16 protein-coding genes are annotated in these 18,897 nt (G+C 41.8%); 10 read left to right on the forward strand and 6 right to left on the reverse strand.

Annotated features, from left to right (window positions below):
- Window positions 1–44: 44 nt before the first annotated feature.
- Genes FHS68_RS23370 through FHS68_RS23390 form a run of 5 tightly spaced genes read left to right on the forward strand, consistent with a single transcriptional unit; the run spans window position 45 to window position 4,888 of the window.
- Window positions 45–1,463, forward strand: a complete 1,419-nt coding sequence (locus FHS68_RS23370) for a glycosyltransferase family 39 protein (RefSeq protein ID WP_167275683.1) — start codon at window positions 45–47, stop codon at window positions 1,461–1,463.
- 23 nt (window positions 1,464–1,486) lie between these two features.
- The gene (locus FHS68_RS23375; RefSeq protein ID WP_167275685.1) at window positions 1,487–2,602 is read left to right on the forward strand and encodes an NADH-quinone oxidoreductase subunit G; all 1,116 of its coding nucleotides are present in this window, start codon (window positions 1,487–1,489) and stop codon (window positions 2,600–2,602) included.
- 39 nt (window positions 2,603–2,641) lie between these two features.
- Window positions 2,642–3,721, forward strand: coding sequence for an NADH-quinone oxidoreductase subunit NuoH (gene nuoH / locus FHS68_RS23380; protein ID WP_167275688.1), 1,080 nt, complete (start codon window positions 2,642–2,644; stop codon window positions 3,719–3,721).
- 18 nt (window positions 3,722–3,739) lie between these two features.
- Window positions 3,740–4,333 carry a NuoI/complex I 23 kDa subunit family protein gene (locus FHS68_RS23385; protein WP_167275690.1) on the forward strand — a complete coding sequence of 198 codons (594 nt, stop codon included), beginning with the start codon at window positions 3,740–3,742 and terminating at the stop codon, window positions 4,331–4,333.
- Window positions 4,334–4,369: 36 nt separating this feature from the next.
- The gene (locus tag FHS68_RS23390) at window positions 4,370–4,888 is read left to right on the forward strand and encodes an NADH-quinone oxidoreductase subunit J family protein (RefSeq protein WP_167275693.1); all 519 of its coding nucleotides are present in this window, start codon (window positions 4,370–4,372) and stop codon (window positions 4,886–4,888) included.
- Between the two features lie 101 nt (window positions 4,889–4,989).
- Here FHS68_RS23390 and gcvP read toward each other — a convergent pair whose 3' ends face one another.
- Together gcvP and FHS68_RS23400 are read right to left on the reverse strand one after the other, a co-directional pair.
- Window positions 4,990–7,884, reverse strand: coding sequence for an aminomethyl-transferring glycine dehydrogenase (gene gcvP, locus FHS68_RS23395; protein ID WP_167275695.1), 2,895 nt, complete (start codon window positions 7,882–7,884; stop codon window positions 4,990–4,992).
- A 431-nt stretch (window positions 7,885–8,315) separates the two neighbouring features.
- On the reverse strand, window positions 8,316–9,572 hold the full coding sequence (locus tag FHS68_RS23400) for a metallophosphoesterase (protein ID WP_167275698.1): 1,257 nt from the start codon (window positions 9,570–9,572) through the stop codon (window positions 8,316–8,318).
- Between the two features lie 170 nt (window positions 9,573–9,742).
- Here FHS68_RS23400 and FHS68_RS23405 point away from each other — a divergent pair, with 170 nt between their 5' ends.
- Window positions 9,743–9,964 carry a hypothetical protein gene (locus FHS68_RS23405; RefSeq protein ID WP_208408410.1) on the forward strand — a complete coding sequence of 74 codons (222 nt, stop codon included), beginning with the start codon at window positions 9,743–9,745 and terminating at the stop codon, window positions 9,962–9,964.
- 14 nt (window positions 9,965–9,978) lie between these two features.
- Here the strand turns inward: FHS68_RS23405 and FHS68_RS23410 are convergent, their stop codons facing one another.
- A complete protein-coding gene (locus FHS68_RS23410) occupies window positions 9,979–10,539 on the reverse strand; it encodes a YqgE/AlgH family protein (protein ID WP_167275701.1) in 561 nt (186 codons plus the stop codon).
- A 151-nt stretch (window positions 10,540–10,690) separates the two neighbouring features.
- Between FHS68_RS23410 and FHS68_RS23415 the strand changes: the two genes are divergently transcribed.
- The gene (locus FHS68_RS23415) at window positions 10,691–11,215 is read left to right on the forward strand and encodes a gamma carbonic anhydrase family protein (protein ID WP_167275703.1); all 525 of its coding nucleotides are present in this window, start codon (window positions 10,691–10,693) and stop codon (window positions 11,213–11,215) included.
- Between the two features lie 984 nt (window positions 11,216–12,199).
- On the opposite strand, the gene FHS68_RS23420 is transcribed toward FHS68_RS23415, so the two are convergent.
- Complete coding sequence (locus FHS68_RS23420) at window positions 12,200–12,961, reverse strand: hypothetical protein (RefSeq protein WP_167275706.1); 762 nt, start codon at window positions 12,959–12,961, stop codon at window positions 12,200–12,202.
- A 648-nt stretch (window positions 12,962–13,609) separates the two neighbouring features.
- Between FHS68_RS23420 and FHS68_RS23425 the strand changes: the two genes are divergently transcribed.
- Entirely contained in the window at window positions 13,610–13,858 is a 249-nt protein-coding gene (locus FHS68_RS23425; RefSeq protein ID WP_167275709.1) for a helix-turn-helix domain-containing protein, read from the forward strand.
- Here the strand turns inward: FHS68_RS23425 and FHS68_RS23430 are convergent.
- Window positions 13,833–14,462: a DedA family protein gene (locus FHS68_RS23430; protein WP_167275711.1), complete on the reverse strand. Its 630-nt coding sequence runs from the start codon at window positions 14,460–14,462 to the stop codon at window positions 13,833–13,835. The genes FHS68_RS23425 and FHS68_RS23430 overlap by 26 nt on opposite strands.
- Window positions 14,463–14,504: 42 nt before the next feature.
- Window positions 14,505–16,397 carry an ABC-F family ATP-binding cassette domain-containing protein gene (locus tag FHS68_RS23435; RefSeq protein ID WP_167275714.1) on the reverse strand — a complete coding sequence of 631 codons (1,893 nt, stop codon included), beginning with the start codon at window positions 16,395–16,397 and terminating at the stop codon, window positions 14,505–14,507.
- 140 nt (window positions 16,398–16,537) lie between these two features.
- On the opposite strand from FHS68_RS23435, the gene FHS68_RS23440 reads away from it, so the two are divergent.
- Window positions 16,538–17,524: a formylglycine-generating enzyme family protein gene (locus tag FHS68_RS23440; protein ID WP_167275717.1), complete on the forward strand. Its 987-nt coding sequence runs from the start codon at window positions 16,538–16,540 to the stop codon at window positions 17,522–17,524.
- 29 nt (window positions 17,525–17,553) lie between these two features.
- Complete coding sequence (locus FHS68_RS23445; RefSeq protein ID WP_167275719.1) at window positions 17,554–18,897, forward strand: Gfo/Idh/MocA family protein; 1,344 nt, start codon at window positions 17,554–17,556, stop codon at window positions 18,895–18,897.

Genomic DNA, 18,897 nt, shown 5'->3' on the forward strand with positions numbered 1-18,897 from the left:
TAATTTTCGGGTTGATTAGTTCTGTCGTACTCATTATCATCAAAATGCAGGCATCTCTCGGATATCACCCCGATATTTCCGGCAGTGAAGGCAGCACTATTGCTCCAATTCAGCTTCTTACGGAAAATCAAAAAATCTACCTTGATCCTGAATCGGCGCCATTTCGCCTGACCCAATATACACCTCTGTATTTTTCACTGGTTGCCGTATTTTGCCAGCTAGTCAATTGGCCGGCGATGGACGTACATTACATTTACGTCGCTAGTCGGTTGTTTTCAAATGTTTTTACAATCCTTGCGGTATGTGTGATCGGCTATCTGATTTATCACATTACTAAAAATAAGATTGCAGCATTGCTGTCTCCATTATTTCTGTATCAGGTCCTGAGTTCCTGGTTTCTGACGACTTCGCGACCCGATAGTCTGCTGATATTGCTCATCTCGCTATTCATTTATACCGTATACCTGGCCATCCAAGACAATGCCAATGAATCCTGGTGGTATGCAGCCATTTTAATTGCCGTTTCGGCATTTTTTGTCAAACAAAGTGGAGCGATCTTGTCGATAACTCCTGGAATATTTTGGATTTTGACGAAGCAGTGGAATACTTTATTTAAGCTAACACTCTTCGGAATCGCGGTATTTGGACTGTATCTTTTGATCTTGCCTATCAACAGTGTTACGTTATTTCTTACGAACATCATTGGCGGCGTGGCCAACTCTGCAAGTTGGGCCTGGTTTTATGATTGGACTCTTCAACATTGGTTGCTGCAATTCGCCCCGTTGATCGTCTCCAATGTTTTGATGAGTGCCTACATTATTTATCAGCGGCCTTCAAAATTCTTTCTATTCCTGACCTTAGCCAGCTTCTTATTCTTTGTTTTCTCTACAATGGCGGCGTTTAAGATCGGCGCGGGCGTAGGTTATTACCAGGATTACCTGATTGTGTCAGTATTGCAGATTACATTATTCATTTGCAGTGCGTCCCATCAGTACCTTTTCAGGAATGTGTTTCTGAAATCAGCATTGTCGCTTTACCTTTTTATAGCTTTCTTTTACTGCACACTATTTGTATTTATGAAATATAAATCTGGCAATTCGTTGAATTTTGAAGGTATTTACATCGAAGAGCGGGAGGTAGCCAGGAATTTATATTATGTCAAAAAATTGAAAGACAACGAGTGGGTTTATGTGTGTCCCGGAGAGAATTTCAGGGGCTATTTTCTGAATCAATTTCTAGTTAAGAATATCTTAATTCCTTTTCCTGACCTGGTTTATCTTGCAAATCAAAACGGAACCTTCCGTTACGATAAATTTGAGGCTATGGCTAGGAACAAGCAGATTAAATACGTAATATCAAACAAAGGTATTCCGCCAGTAAACATATTTAACTTTGATTTCGGGCAATCTTTAAGGTACAGTTCAACAGTAGGTTCATTCGACATTTACGAAGCGAACAATTGATGACACAATGGACATTATTTGGCATGGAAGAAACAAAACCCCAATTGATAAAAATCACATTTGACGGAATCGAGGTCGAAGTGGCACCTGGTACTACGATCATGGAGGCTGCAAGGAAAATTGCGGAAGCAGATGAAAGTCAGGCAGCGCTTGTCCCGCCCGCAATGTGTTACTATAAACCGCTCCCGACGTCGGGTGGTAAGTGCAGGGCCTGTCTTGTAAAAGTTGCACAAGGCTCCGCAAAAGATCCGCGACCAATGCCTAAGCTTATTCCGTCGTGCATCACACAGGTTCAGGAAGGAATGGTTGTTGAAAATATTACCAATCAGGGCGTGCTGGATACCCGCAAGAGTATTGTTGAATTTCTGTTGATCAACCATCCGCTCGACTGTCCTATTTGTGATCAGGCTGGCGAATGTCATTTGCAGGATTTTGCATTTGAGCATGGTTCTGCAAAGACACGCTATGAGGAAGATCGGCGCACATTTGATAAAATCGACATTGGCCCGCATATCCAGCTGCATATGACGCGCTGCATTCTTTGCTATCGCTGTGTTTACACAGCCGACCAGATTACGGATAAACGTGTGCATGGGGTTATGAACCGTGGGGATGCTTCCGAAATCAGTACCTACATCGAAAAAGCTATTGATAACGATTTTTCAGGAAACGTGATCGATGTGTGCCCGGTGGGTGCATTGACAGATAAAACCTATCGTTTCAAAAACCGCGTTTGGTTTACCAAACCCGAAGATGCGCATCGTGATTGTGATAAGTGCTGCGGAAAAACAACGCTCTGGTATCGCGGCGATGAGGTGATCAGGGTAACTGCCCGCAAAAATACCTGGGGTGAAGTAAATGATTTCATTTGCAACACATGCAGGTTTGAGAAGAAAAAAACGACAGATTGGGTGCTGGAAGGTCCCACCAAAGTGAAACGCAGCTCGGTCATATCAGCAAATAAATACAGGGCTGATCTGATTAAAAAACCGGATTTTGCACTTAAACTGGCTGCTACTCAATTTAAACCGATCGATGATACCCGTGATTACGTAACGGATCAGGAAACGATCCGTCATCAAAGCATCGAAGACAACGACAAAGCGAATCACCGCTCTTTGGCAGCAAAAAATAATTAATAATTGGTCTTAAGGGGCTGATTTAACTTTGATTTGAAAATGGATTTAACCGAGTTTCTAATTAAAACTGCAACAATCTTCGTTGTTTTCGTCCTGACACTGGTTATTGCCATGTACTCGACTTGGGGAGAGCGAAAAGTAGCGGGATTTATCCAGGACCGTATGGGCCCGAACCGCGCCGGATGGGGCGGATTGTTGCAACCATTAGCGGATGCTGGTAAAATGTTTTTTAAAGAGGATTTCATTCCTGCCCTCGCTAATAAATGGCTGTTTATTGCGGGTCCAAGTCTTGCAATGCTTACGGCTCTACTTGCCAGTGCCGTCATACCATTTGGAAGCACATTCAAAATCAACAACCATGAAGTTGTCCTTCAGGGGGTTGAATCTAACATTGGTATCCTTTATGTATTTGGCGTGGTAGCCCTTGGTGTTTACGGGATCATGGTCGGCGGCTGGGCTTCTAATAATAAGTTTTCCTTATTGGGCGCAATTCGGGCGGCTTCGCAGAATATCAGTTATGAAGTTGCCATGGGCTTATCACTGATTGCCATATTAATGATGAGCAGTTCACTTTCGTTGGGTGAAATCGTTTCTCAGCAACACGGCGGCAATTGGAACATTTTCTATCAGCCCCTGGGTTTCATCATTTTCATCACCTGTTCATTTGCAGAATGCAATCGCGTCCCCTTCGACCTTCCCGAATGCGAAACCGAGCTAGTAGGTGGTTATCACACGGAATATGGAAGTATGAAGCTGGGGTTTTATCTATTTGCCGAGTACATCAACATGTTCATTTCTTCTGCTATTATCTCCGTTTTATATTTCGGTGGGTACAACTATCCGGGTATGGATTGGGTTTACAGCCAACTTACACAGGCTTTGGGCGGCATAACTGGTCATAACATTGCTACGCTGATTGGAACAGGCGTATTTTTTGGCAAAGCAATTTTCTTCATCTTCTTTTACATGTGGGTTCGTTGGACAATTCCTCGTTTCCGCTACGATCAGTTGATGAACCTTGGCTGGAAAAAGTTGATTCCTCTGGCTATTTTTAATATCATAATCACCGGTGCCGCTGTGCTTTTCTTGAAGCCAATGATCACTGCCTGGTTAAACTAAATTCAAAAACGCATTGCTATGCAATTGACAAATCGCTCTAAGCAAGTCAGCAATAAGGAAATGACCTTCATGGAAAGAGCTTACCTGCCCGCCATTGCGACAGGTCTGGCGATCACCATCAAGCACTTTTTCACAAAAAAAGTTACGATTGAATATCCGGAAGTGAAGAGATATCTTGGCCCGGTTTTCAGAGGCAGGCACATTCTCAAAAGAGATGCCGATGGTAAAGAACGCTGTACTGCCTGTGGACTGTGCGCCGTAGCTTGTCCGGCAGAAGCCATTTCAATGGTAGCAGCGGAAAGAGAAACAGGGGAAGAAAACTTGTATCGGGAGGAAAAATATGCAGCTGTTTATGAAGTCAACATGCTGAGATGCATTTTCTGTGGCCTATGTGAGGAAGCCTGCCCAAAACAGGCCGTTTATTTACGCCATGACGAATTTATCCCTGTTTTTACAGAGCGTGATCAGGTGATATGGGGCAAAGATCTGCTGGTAGAAGACATGAGCAATCGCTATACCCGTGAAGCCTGGACCAAAGAAGAAGCACTTGCTCTGGACATGAAAAGGGCAAGTGGGGAAGTTACCAATGTCGTTCCAAGAGCCATTCCCTGAACGGATTAATCAAGAGCCTCAGCCGCCATTAATGTTATGAATTCAACTGTATCCTTTTTTTATTTCCTCTCGTTTCTTACCATTCTCAGCGCAGTAATGGTAGTTGTTTCGCGTAACCCTATTCACAGTGTTTTATATCTTATCCTGACTTTTTTTACATTATCAGGACATTATATTTTACTAAATGCTCAGTTTCTGGCTGCTGTGAATATCATTGTTTACGCAGGTGCTATCATGGTGCTTTTCCTGTTCGTGATCATGTTTTTAAATATGAAACAAGACAATGAGGAATCAAAAACCAATTTGACCAAAGTCGCTGCTACCATTGTGGGCGGTACCGTTTTTATTATACTATTTGGGGCCTATCGCAAAAGCGTAATTCCAACCTACTCGCCGGAAACATTTGATTCTCAGGTCGGTATGATTGAAAACTTAGGTCATCTGCTATTTCGTGACTACTTGTTGCCTTTTGAGCTTATTTCAATTTTGCTATTGGTAGCCATGGTAGGAGCTGTTATGCTGGGTAAAAGGGAGATTGGGGAAAGGCATTTTTAAGCAATCTCAGGAAGCAATTAACTTATATAATAAAAAACGGAAGGCGCTCGATGAGTACCTTCCGTTTTTTATTATAAATTCTCTGAAAACTACCTTCCTTCTCAGTTAACTGCCTCGTCGGCATATGCTTCAACCGGGATGCAAGAGCAAATCAGATTACGATCTCCATAGGCACTGTCCACGCGGCTCACACTTGGCCAGAATTTATTGAACCTGAGATATGGAAGTGGGAAAGCCGCCTTTTCACGGCTGTAAGACCTCGTCCAGGAATCGCTCAATAGAACCCTTGAAGTATGCGGCGCATTTTTAAGGACATTATCAATACGATTAGCGGTACCTTCTTCAATCTCTTTCACCTCATTGCGAATGGCGATCATCGCATCACAGAACCTGTCGAGTTCCGCTTTTGATTCAGATTCGGTAGGCTCGATCATTAATGTTCCTGCAACCGGGAACGAAAGTGTTGGTGCATGAAAGCCATAATCCATCAATCGCTTCGCCAGATCCTCTGCTTCTACACCAGCAGCCTTGAATGACCGGCAATCCAATATCATTTCATGGGCGCAGCGGCCATTTGTTCCTGTGTAAAGAACATCATAATGTCCGCTCAAACGCTCTTTGATGTAATTAGCATTCAGGATCGCATATTTGGTTGCATTGGTAAGTCCCTCTCCGCCCATCATCGCAATGTAGGCATAGGAAATGGTGAGGATACTTGCGCTGCCATAAGGTGCAGCGGATACTGCACCGGCTTCACCAGCAGGCAAATGCTCAGGTTGGGTGCTGAAATTAACGTGGCTTGGTAGAAATGGCATTAAATGCTCCGCTACACCGATCGGACCAACACCAGGCCCGCCACCCCCATGAGGAATACAGAACGTTTTATGCAGGTTAAGATGGCAAACGTCTGCTCCAATGCTTGCAGGACTGGTTAATCCCACCTGCGCATTCATATTGGCGCCATCCATATACACCTGCCCACCATGTGAATGGATCATTTCGCAAATCTCAATGATACTTTCCTCGTAAACACCATGTGTAGATGGATAGGTGACCATCAGACAAGACAAATCATTGCTGTATTGCTCTGCTTTGGCTTTCAAATCTGCTACATCGATATTTCCGCGATCATCACATTTGGTTACCACCACTTTCATTCCTGCCATCACCGCCGATGCCGGGTTAGTCCCATGTGCTGATTGAGGGATCAAGGCTACGTTACGGTGATGATCACCACGGCTCTCATGATAAGCACGTATTGCCATTAAACCAGCATACTCACCCTGGGCACCAGAGTTAGGCTGAAATGACATGGCTGCAAAACCAGTAATTTCACACAACCAGGTATTAAGCTCACCAACCAATTGTGCGTAACCACCTACCTGATTTGCGGGAGCAAAAGGATGTATTCCACCAAATTCAGGCCAGGTTAACGGGATCATTTCAGCAGTTGCATTCAGCTTCATGGTGCAGCTACCCAAGGAAATCATGGAATGTACCAGTGACAAATCTTTGTTTTCCAAAGATTTGAGGTAACGCAGCATTTCGTGCTCCGTATGATGGGTGTTGAATACTGGATGGGTGAGATAGTCGGACTTACGTTCAAGATTCTCAGGAAATGAAAACTCCAAATCCTCCTCAATAACCATTTCTCCTTGAAAACCGGAAACTTCTGCAAACACATTTAGTAAAGAAATTACGTCGTCAAATGTCTTCGCTTCGTCAAATGATACAGTTATGCTTTCTTCTTTATTGTATTTTAAATTAATACCCCATTTAAGGGCCTGCTCCCTTATTTTTCTGGTCAAAGGAGTTTGAATCGTAACTGTGTCGAAGAAGTTTTCTGTAAGTACTTCATAATGAAACTTTCTGATGGTATCAACAAACAAACAGGTCAGGCCGTGAACCCTCGACGCTATGGTTTTTAATCCTTCCGGGCCGTGATAGACAGAATATGCGCCAGCAATGACGGCTAAGAGCACCTGCGCGGTACAAATATTGGACGTTGCCTTTTCCCGACGAATATGTTGCTCGCGAGTCTGCAATGCCATACGCAATGCCCTGTTTCCTTCTCCATCGATTGAAACGCCAATGATACGACCGGGAAGATTGCGCTTGAAAGAGTCTTTTGTAGCAAAAAAAGCAGCATGCGGCCCTCCATAACCCATAGGAACGCCAAAACGCTGGGACGTACCAACTACCACATCAGCACCCATTTCGCCGGGCGATTTTAATAATGTTAAGGACAGAAGATCTGCTGCGACTGCCACTGTAACATTCAAATCGTGGGCAGAAGAAATGAAGTCAGTATAATCAATGACCTCTCCATTCGTGGCAGGATATTGCACCAATACGCCATAAAGATTTTCATTTGTTAGGTCAAAAGTGGCGTGGTTACCAACAATGACATTAATTCCAATTGGCTTGGCGCGGGTATGGATCAAATCGATCGTTTGCGGGTGACAAAGCTCAGATACGAAAAACGTTTCGGCTTTCCTCTTTGTGGAATTTCTAAGGCTATGCAGCATCGTCATTGCTTCTGCCGCCGCAGTGGCTTCATCCAGCAAAGATGCGTTTGCTATTTCCATTCCGGTTAGATCTGTAATAACCGTTTGAAAATTAAGCAACATTTCAAGCCTTCCCTGTGCTATTTCTGCCTGATAAGGCGTGTAGGCGGTGTACCAGGCCGGATTTTCAAGGATGTTCCGGAGAATTACATTGGGCGTGATGGTGTCATAATATCCGGTTCCAATATATGATTTCAGGACTGCGTTTTTAGAAGCTATCTTTTTGATACCCTGTAAAAATTCCGTTTCTGATTTTGCTCTTGGTAAGTTCAACGGTTTTTCCAGGCGAATGGCTGCCGGAAGTGTCTGGTCTATCAATTCATCCAGCGACGCAGCCCCGATCGTGCTCAGCATTTCCTGCAATTCCTGCGCATCTTTACCGTGGTGACGGCTTTCAAATCTATCCTGGTTTCGAAGATTAATTTTCATTCAACGTTGGCTTACAATGCCGTTAATAGGTTGTTTTAAAATACAAAAATAAGCAAAACCATCCAAATCTCTTTGAAATGATGACCTTGCTTACTCTTGAATATGTGCAAATCAGTAAATCGTGTCGGTGTTAATGACTGGGACAACCGCAGTCGGTTTTCCGCTTGAAGATTCCAAGGATTTTCTTGGACTTAGGCTTCTGATAACCTTTGTATTTCTTCTTTTTTCCAAACATTTCCATTTTGGTTGAAGAAGGCTTTGCATTCACTGTTTCTATACCTGAAAGGCCGCAAATCAGGGCAAAAAACAGAAGCCATGGTGTAATTTTTCTCATCATCATCCAATTTTAATCTGTGGCAGAACTTATATTCAACGAGATCGGATCCTAAACCTGTACAATTTATTTTGTGATGCTACAATTTCATCAATTTTCAGGCTTTCACCAATTCCAAAATTGTGATTTCCGGTAAAATTCCAACTCTACCCGGATAACCCAAATATCCAAAACCGCGATTCACATACAGAAATTGCTCATTTTCTTTATATAAACCTGCCCATTGTTTGTAGCGGTACTGAACCGGGCTCCATTTCAACTTGCCGATCTCAACTCCAAACTGCATTCCATGGGTATGTCCTGCCAATGCAAGGTCTATGTCTTTATACTTTGGTAAAACCTGCGCTTCCCAATGGCTCGGGTCATGCGACAAAAGGATTTTTACAGGGTATTCGTCCATATGCTGGCTGGCTTTTTCAAGATTTCCGTATTTGGCAAAGTTACCCGCGCCCCAATTCTGGATACCAATCAATCCGATCGACGCTCCATCTACAGTGATCGCCCGATTTTCATCCAGCATCAAATTCCAGCCGAGTAATTTATGCGCCGCTCTCAGATCCGATAAATTTCGGGTCTTCGTATTAATGTCGGGCCATTGGAAATAATCGCCATAATCATGATTGCCGAGGATAGAGTGAACTCCCAACGGAGCCCTCACTTTATCAAAAATGTTCATGTACTCTTTCACCTCTATTGCCCTGTCGTTGACCAGGTCACCCGTGAAAAATGCGATATCCGGCTTTTCTTTCATGAGCATCTCCACCCCACCTTTGACTGCTGTCTTATTAAAGAAACTACCCGAATGAATGTCAGATAATTGCGCAATTTTCATCCCGTGAAATTCCTTCGGCAGATTTTTTAGTGGGACTTTTACCCTTCTGATGCGATAATCATGAGCTCCGGAAATGATACCATAGGCGAAGGTTCCCATGAGCCCTGCACCTGCAACGACCGCAGTGGTCGCTAGAAATTGCGAACGGGGGATAACCATTTCGCCCGTCTCTGGGGAAACAACGGCGGCCGATGGGAAGAAAAAACTAACAATCCACTGCAGGAAACGGCGGACATCATCTACCAATAAGATAAATACTGCAAGGATCTTAGAAAGATATGGGATGGCAATAAATGCAATGACAAATGTTCTGGTTGTGCTCTTAAGATAATCGGGTGGAAGCAACTGCATTCCGATGTAGGAAAGAAGCGTTAAAAAGGTGAAGCCCCAATACGCGCCTCCGATCCAGCGCTGTGTCAGCGGACTCAAATTACGAATGGCCAAACGCAAACCCTGCCAAACGTACCAATCAATTGCAATGAGAACAAATGTGAATAACAACAAAACTTGATTTCTAGTCATCTGAAAGAGGAATAAGCTATTGCCCTTAAACATTGCACCCCCTTTTCTCGTTCGGTTAGCTCATCAGATTATGGGATTTATCTATCGCAAAAAGAAATCTCGCTTTTGACGGCGGATTTTAAGGTTTAAACGGTTTTCGGTATTTTTGATATCCATTAAATAGGTGGCTTATGTCGAAGTTTGATTTTAAAAGATTTCATATCCGGTCCATGAACGCCAGCACGGATCAGGAAAGGGCTGCGATTAATCAGGAATTGAAAGAGCTTTACGCTTCGCTTCCCGACGATGAGAAGAAGATTTTCAATGAAGGCTTAAAGAAATTTCTTACCAGCGAAGTGGGGCGCATCAAGTCCGATTACGAATCGGTACATGGCCTGAATCAGCCCAATTAGGTGTTTTCGGAAAACTAATTTAAACGAGGGTCAATTGGGTAATGGGCAATGGAGCGATATTCTCCCCCCATGTTTCGCAGGACTTCGCGCCAGAAGTTGCCGGGCGGTGTTGAGAACAGAAATTCTGAAGTTGTATTTGATACGATCCAGGAATCCTGGTTAAGCTCGTCGTCCAATTGTCCACCGCCCCATCCTGAATATCCAATGAAGAAGCGTACATCTTCCTGGCGCAAAGTGTTGATGTTCAGCAATGTTTTGACTGCATTGAAATCTCCTCCCCAAAAAACATCCTTCATGATTTCTGCACCGCCGGAAACCAGATCTGGTCGACGGTGAATGAAATGTAGCGTATTTTTTTCTACCGGTCCGCCAAGGTGTAATGTAATGTCCTGATAGATTGTTTCTTCCAGCACATCCCCTAAAAACAATTCCGTGGTTTGGTTAAGCACGAAGCCGAAACTTCCCTGTTCGTTATGTTCGCACATCAGAATCACCCCTCTCTCAAAGTTAGGATCACCGAGAAACGGTTTGGCGATCAACAAACTTCCTTTCGCAACATTCATGGCAGAAGACATAACCTCGCAGGTAAATTAATTCTCCCTAATATATTTATTTTTCGGTAACAATTAAACAGCGTTTGGCAAATGGATAATCGCTTTTTAAGTATTTTCCAGTCAGAGTAAAAATTAGTGTAACTATCGGTTAGTAAATAGAGTAAAACAAATTATGGCACATATAAAATCTGTTAGGGGACATCATCCTGCGTATGATGAGAGTTGCTGGTTCGCTGAAAATGCAACGATTGTCGGGGATGTGGTGATGGGCGAAAACTGCACCGTATGGTTCAATGCGGTGATCCGGGGCGATGTGAACTGCATTCGCATCGGGCATCATTCAAATGTTCAGGACGGCGCGGTGATCCATTGTACCTATCAGCGTTTCGCTACAACGATCGGCAATTACGTTTCGATCGCGCACAACGCCATTGTTCATGGCTGCACCATTGAAGACCGTGTGCTGATTGGTATGGGCGCTATTGTGATGGATGGAGCAGTTGTAGGTGAAGGTGCCATTGTTGCCGCAGGTGCAATTGTAACCCAGGGCACAAAAATTCCCCCAGGCACCATCTATGCCGGCAACCCAGCTAAATATCTAAAAGATGTCTCCCCGGAATTAGATGCTGCAATTGACAGGACTGCTAATAACTATATTATTTATTCGGGATGGTTTCAGGAGGAAGATGAAGATTGATTTTCAAATGTCATTTTTAATAATTTTGAATCGGTCATTGTCGATTTGGTGTGCTAGAATGATATAAGCGATCAATCCGATAATTACCATAATCAAATAACTATTTAAACTAGCGGGCATTTTATATCCTGCCAAAATGTTTTAAATATCCCAGAAACATTGATAGACTAAATGCGCATATTTATATGTTATAGTCAAATGTAAGTCGGAAAATTACTATCAAAATAGTGGCAGTTTTTATTAAGTTTTTTATATTTATTATATCAAATATCGTATTCTACGAAATAAATAGACTCCCCAAATAATAGCAATTCCACAGAAAGGCAAGCATGACACAAATAATATCTTACTTATTTTCCGAGTATTTCAATCCACCTGTTCTAGTATATAAAAGATTGTAGCACCTAACAACTAGATAAAAAATATAAAAATAACCAATGTGTTCTCTTCAATACCTAGGCCCATTAACAGCAAAGTAACCTTAATTATTCACCAAAGTTAATCAATCTAATATTATGAAGGATTACTTCCTGGCGCTGATTCATAAATCCAAAGATCTATTGCCAGCCAAAAAGCTTCGCCCAGCATGCATCCGAAATCTCGACCATTTTTGCGCCTGTTAAATCGATGTGTATATTCAATAATATAGGCTTGTAAATAGTTGACGGAATGTTGCATCTCTTAACCATGCTTTAAACATCATTATTGCTCTATATATACACAGCCATGTTGAGTAAAAATAATGCACTATGTTATTTATGAGCAAAATATCTATTAATAACTTTCATAAAAATGACAATTACCACTCCCAAAAATGGAATAAAAATAGAGATAAATATGTAAAATATTTTTATAACATCAGATGATTTCTTATCCCTAATTATAAAAAATATTATACTAAATACCATGGCAATCCAAATAAAAAATATCGAATAGATTTGATGATCTATTATCATAACTTATTATTTGTTTTAAATTAAAAAATTATGCGTCATTGGATCCACAATAAAAAGTTGAAGTCGTTACACATCCAAAACCTCCCCAAACGCAACTAGTGGTTGTCCCTAAATACCAACAGAAATTTTGCTGTATATCATGCACAGATTCCGGTGAGTTTCTTATTGTTGACTCACGATGAATGGCTTCTTCTTGAGTAACTCCAAACCCTGTGGTATACCCATAATATAACTTTTGAACTCTATTATTAACAATACTAGGTACAACCCTTTCTCCACCTCCAATTATCGCCTCTGCAAGTAAGCTGTAAAGTAAGATAAAATATGTTTTGTCCTCGGTTGATAATATCTTATAAGATTGATCTGTTATATCCACAGTTTTCGATAAATGCGTATATCTAATCATTTTATTAGATTCATTTACATATAAACTAACTCCTTTTACGAAGCCATTTTTCATATTTATTATGTATTCTCTCTGGCCAGTCTTTAATATTTTAACGTCTGTATCCATTAGGTCAAATAGAACTGTATTTACCTTAGTTGGCATAGCATTTATTTTGAATTCTTCATTTTTAGATGTTGTTTTAACCTTACTAAATGAATTTATACCAAATGAAGCTAAGGGAATAGATACATTTTCAGTATCATAAAGCAATCTAATTTCATTTTTAAAAAATTCATTACCTTCTTGCCTAGGATAATTTTCATAGTTTAAACCATCCTCATTACAAGATAAGGTAATAAAAATTAGGAAAAAAACAAAAAATGATAGTATGCATTTTTTCATGGATACGAGGATAAAAGGTTTCATATGTGAAAATTAAACGTTACAAAATTGAAAAAAACACTTAATTAATAATATTGAATTAGGCTACTGATGAATAACCATCTTATACATAAACGGTGGCTTAGCAACCATTCGGATCATTAGATTTTGGAACATTCCACTTGTAGAGATACATCAACTGTTCTGCTGTCAAACAAGATTTTGGCTAAATCAGGAGACAAAACGGATTACTCGTGCAGATCGCAGGAAATAAGCAAACACAACGATAAGATGCCACAAACCGTCCAACTAGGTAGATATTTCATTCGACTTATGATTAAGATTAAACTACCTCACAAATGAAATAAACTATTTCACAGATCCTTTTGCGAAAACCGCAACTTTGAGAAAATTTAGAAAAATAGTTTAATTCATTATGCCACAGCTTGTTACAAAAAAATTTCCGTGATGAATTTGAGCTTTCAATTTTATTTGTAAATTGCCAGCAGATTTTTTGGGCAAGCAATAGTTTTCTCACTCAGCATTCCTTCAATAACAAGTCAAAGAAATTGTAATAACTACATGAATTCGGCGTGTAGTTAATTGCACTTACCCGAGTGTTTAACTTTTATAAGAATTATCAATTAATCTAGCCTCTTTCAACACACTATGAACAATTTCGGGAGAAATTTCAGGAAGCTAAGGCTGGCTTCTAATATGACACAAGAATCACTCGCAGAAGCACTTGAATTGTCGACTTCTGTCATTAATAGAATCGAGAATAATAAAAGGAAGATGGATGTTGACTTAGTTTATAAATTGTCAACGGCTCTGGAAATGGACATATCACAGGTTATTGCCGAACTTTTTAACGGAAAAAATACGGAAAATTCTAGCTCATTTCCTTCCGGGCATTGAGGTAACCCTTGACAACCGTGAAAGTCGTAATCGCGAGAAAGAATAATATAATGTATTGGACATAATCCACGATCCACGGAAATCGCTCACCGAACAGATATCCCCCACCGGTTAATGCACCGATCCAGATTGCGCCGCCAACTACATTATTGATAAGGAAAGAAGGGAAGGTCATTTTAACCAACCCTGCTAAAATGGGAGCAAATGTGCGAACGATAGGAAGAAAACGACTGATTATCAATGTTCTGCTTCCGTATTTCTCAAAATATTTGCGGGTCGTGTCAATATGTTTCTTTTTGAAGAAGAATGAATCAGGCCGGTTTTCGAACATTCCGCCAAAATAGCGGCCAAAAATATAACCCACTAGTGAACCTAATACCGCGGCCGTGAACATGCATAATAAAAGGATTACAATTGGAACATCCAGCGTGCCAGTTCCGCAAAACACCCCCGCAAGAAATACCAGGTAATCCCCCGGCAGAAAAAAAGCAAAAAAGAGGCCGTTTTCAGCAAAAACAATAAATGTTATCACCAGCAGTCCGCCTGTGCGAATGATTTCTTCGGAATTAAGAATGTATTGGAAAAACTCTACAATTGAATCCATGGCGTTATTCGAAAGCTGATGACGATAGGTCACTTCTCAAAATTATGCATTTTCCGACAGTTCGAGCCAACGCATTTCCTTGTCTGCCTGACTTTCCGTTATTTCTTCTATCTGCTTTGACCACTTCACAAGCTCATCATGCGACCCGCCTTTATGTAAAGTTTCAGCCAAAACCACTTTTTTCTTCTCCATATCCGCGATCTCTTTCTCCAATTGCTCCATTTCCTTCTGTTCTTTGTAGCTAAGCTTGCGTTTCGGTTGAGCCACTATTGTCACCACTTCCTTCGGCGGTGCCACTGTTTCTATAATCGCGGTTTTATTGCCATTTGCCTGAGATAAGTTCTTCTTTTCAGCTTCCTGCTCATCCTGATAATCGCGCAATTCGGTATAATTCCCTGGAAAATCGCTGATTCTACCCTCTCCCTCAAAAACAAATATATGTTGAACCAAGCGGTCCAGGAAGTACCTGTCGTGGGATACAATAACCAGGCAGCCGGGAAAATTCAAAAGAAATTCTTCTAGGACATTCAAACTGGCAATGTCCAGATCATTGGTTGGCTCATCGAGGATTAGAAAGTTGGGTTGCTTGATCAGGATGAGCAGTAATTGCAGCCTGCGTTTCTCACCGCCACTGAGTTTTGAAATGAAGTCATACTGTTTGGAAGGAGAAAACAAAAAAGCCTGAAGCAAATAACCAACGGTAACTGTTTCGCCAGTACCCAGCTGAACCACTTCGGCAACGTCTTTGACAATGTCAATCACTCTCTGGCTTTCATTAAAAACCAAGTCAGATTGGCGGTAATAGCCAAATTGGACAGTTTCCCCTTTTAAGATTTCTCCCTTGTCAGGGAGCAATTCTCCGGTGATCATGTTAAGCAATGTGGATTTACCCATCCCATTTTGGCCTACTATACCAATCCTGTCGCCTTTTCTGAATGTATATTCAAAATTTTTGATCAATTCACGCTCCCCAAAGCCTTTGCTCACATCGTTCAATTCAATGATCTTGCTCCCGAGCCTTGAAGTCCGTACATTCAGCTCCATTTGGGTATCTAACTTCTTCTGACTGGCTTTTTCTTTCAATTCTTCAAAAGCGTCCACCCTGTACTTGGCTTTGGTTCCGCGCGCTTTGGGTTGTCTACGGATCCAATCCAATTCTTTTCTCATCAGGTTTCGCGCCTTGTCAATTCCAGCCGCCTCCATTTCTTCCCGTTCCGCCTTTTTTTCAAGAAAATACGTGTAGTTGCCTTTATAGGCGTAAGCCGAACCATGTGACAGTTCCAGCATTTGATTACAAACTGTATCCAGGAAATACCGATCGTGGGTAACTACCAAAATAGTTGTGTTGGAAGTATTCAGGTAATTTTCAAGCCATTCAACGGTTTCCAGGTCCAAGTGGTTAGTTGGTTCATCCAGAATTAATAAATCCGGATCTTCCAGCAACACTTTTGCCATTGCAACCCGTTTACGCTGGCCGCCAGACAACGTCCCGAATAAGTTGTCGGTATGGTGAATTCCAAGCCTGCCGAGAATTTCTTTGGTCTTGTATTCGAAATCCCAGGCATTGAACTTATCCATATCTTCCATCACTTCCGCCAGTTCGTCATGGTTATCGGTTTCTATAGCGTGTTCATATCGCTTGACCACCTGCGCAACCGGATTATTGGAGGAGAATATCACTTCTAAAACAGGTAGGTTTTCATCAAATGAGGGACTTTGGTCAAGGTAACCCACCCGAATGTCCTTACGAATGCTTACTTCACCTTCATCCGCCGGAATTTTACCGGTCAATATATTTAGGAATGTGGTCTTGCCTGTTCCATTGGTACCGATCAATGCTACTTTGTCACCCCGGCTAATTCCAAAATTGATGTTCTTGAAAAGCCATTGATCGCCAAATGACTTTGCTATATTTTCTGCTGAAAGATAATTCATGTTTTAGAGTAAAATTCCAATGTTTGCAAAGTTAGGACAGATATCAAACAACAAAGAAAAAATTCGTTTTCGTAGGGTAAATAGGCTAATATTACCACTTATATTTAGTCTGATAGTTCCATAGAACACATTTTATTCTCATGTCCAAGAAATTTCTTTTCCTTATCTCAACCGTTTTTCTTTGCTTTAATTCAATAGCCCAGGACAGTAATTTCAAGAACTACACGCAGAAAATTGGAGGCAGTCCGCAACTTTATGATATGGTTGCCATTCCCGGAGGCGAATTTATGATGGGAAGTCCTGCCAGTGAGAAAGGTCGCAAGGCCGATGAAGGGCCACAACATAAGGTGAAAATTGAGCCGTTCTGGATGGGTAAGCATGAAGTGATTTGGGATATATATGATTTATATGCATTTAAAAATATGGAAAAGGAAATGGCCGCGAGGCATCCCGATCCGGATAAAAGCGTCCAAAAAACAGATGCAAGTACCCGCCCGAGTCCGCCTTACGTAGACATGTCTTTCGGCATGGGCCGCCAGGGATACCCAGCCATTAACATGACTCAATATGCTGCTATTCATTTCTGTAAATGGCTTTATGAGAAAACAGGCATTTTTTATCGACTGCCAACCGAAGCTGAATGGGAATATGCCTGCCGTGCCGGGTCAAAAACAGCGTATTCGTTTGGAAATGATGAGACTAAAATTGATGAATTTGCCTGGTACCGTAAGAATAGCGACGCTGCTTATAAAAAAATAGGCACCAAAAAACCAAATGCATGGGGTTTGCACGATATGCATGGTAATGTGATGGAATGGACATTAGACCAATACATCCCCGATTATTATGCAAAACAACCCGTCGGCCAAGCTTATGCACCGGTCACCGAATTGTATCCGACATCCGTTCGTGGAGGGTCATGGGATGATGAACCTGTTGATTTGCGCAGTGCAGGACGTGTGGCATCAAAAGCAGAATGGAAAGTGCTTGACCCGCAACTGCCGAAAAGTGAATGGTGGATGACAAGTGCTTCGTTCGTTGGTTTCAGGGTGGTGAGGCCAGTGAAAGTCCCTTCTGCTGAGGAAATCAAAGCATATTACAGTCCAAAGTTGATTGAAGATTATTGATCATATATAAACTCTTAACGAATAAGATAATGGAACAAAATAGACGCAATTTTTTAAAAGCATCCAGCTTAATTGCAGGTGGTGCTATGCTAAATCCGCTGAGCGGATATGGCTTTAATAGTTCGGTAGACGAGACAATTAAGGTTGCGCTGATCGGTTGCGGAGGCAGAGGCAGAGGTGCGGCGGCACAAGCCCTAAGCACTTCTCAAAACGTGCAGATCGTCGCAATGGCCGACGCTTTTAAAGATAATCTGGACGAAGCTTACAAAATTCTGACCACAAAGAAATATAAAGATGCAGCAGGAGCGATTGTAGATATTAAAACAAAAATTGACGTTCCTGACGACCGCAAATTTGTTGGATTCGACGCATTTAAAAAGGCTATTGCGCTGAAAGATGTAGATGTAGTCATCCTGGCAACTCCTCCCGGCTTCCGCCCATGGCATTTTGAAGAAGCTGTGAAAAATGATAAACATATCTTTATGGAAAAACCGGTTGCTACCGACGCTCCGGGGATTCGCAAAGTGTTGGAAATCGCGGAAGAAGCAAAGAAAAAGAAGTTGAATGTGGTAGTTGGTTTACAGCGTCATTATCAGGCCAACTATCGCGAGGCGATCAAACGTATTCATGATGGCGCTTTGGGTGATATCGTTGGTGGTCAGGTTTATTGGGTTGGCAGCAGCCCCTGGATGAAGGAACGTCAGCCAAATCAAACGGAAATGGAATATCAAATGAGAAACTGGTACTATTTCAATTGGCTATGCGGTGACCATATCTCTGAGCAACATGTTCACAATATCGATGTAGCTAATTGGGTTAAAAAGGGTTATCCTGTAACCATTCAAGGTTCAGGCGGACGCCAGGTACGTACAGGAAAGGCTTACGGTGAGATTTTCGATCACCATACATTGGATCTTGTTTATGCTGACGGAACTGTTATTTCAAGTCAATGCCGCCAGTTTGAAGGCACCTGGAACAGGGTCGACGAAGCTTTTGTGGGAACAAAAGGGCGTATAGATAGTTTTGATGGCAAAAAAACAATCCTGAAAGATTATAAGGGTGGCGTTCTGTATCAACATGATGATAAGGGAGATAAAAATCCATATCAGGTTGAACACGATGAATTATTTGCAGCCATTGCAAAAGGCGAATATAAATTTGCTGACGCTGAAAACGGTGCGAAGAGTACCATGACATCAATCATGGGCCGTATGGCAACTTATTCGGGCAAAATGATTAAGTGGGATGAGGCATTGAATTCAGATATCAATTTGTTCCCTGACAAACTTGCGTGGGACGCTTCTCCAAAGATTCTTCCCGGCCCCGACGGTTTATATCCCGTCGCTGTTCCTGGAAAAACTCAGGTAATCTGA

Source organism: Dyadobacter arcticus (assembly GCF_011762185.1).
GTDB lineage: Bacteria > Bacteroidota > Bacteroidia > Cytophagales > Spirosomataceae > Dyadobacter > Dyadobacter arcticus.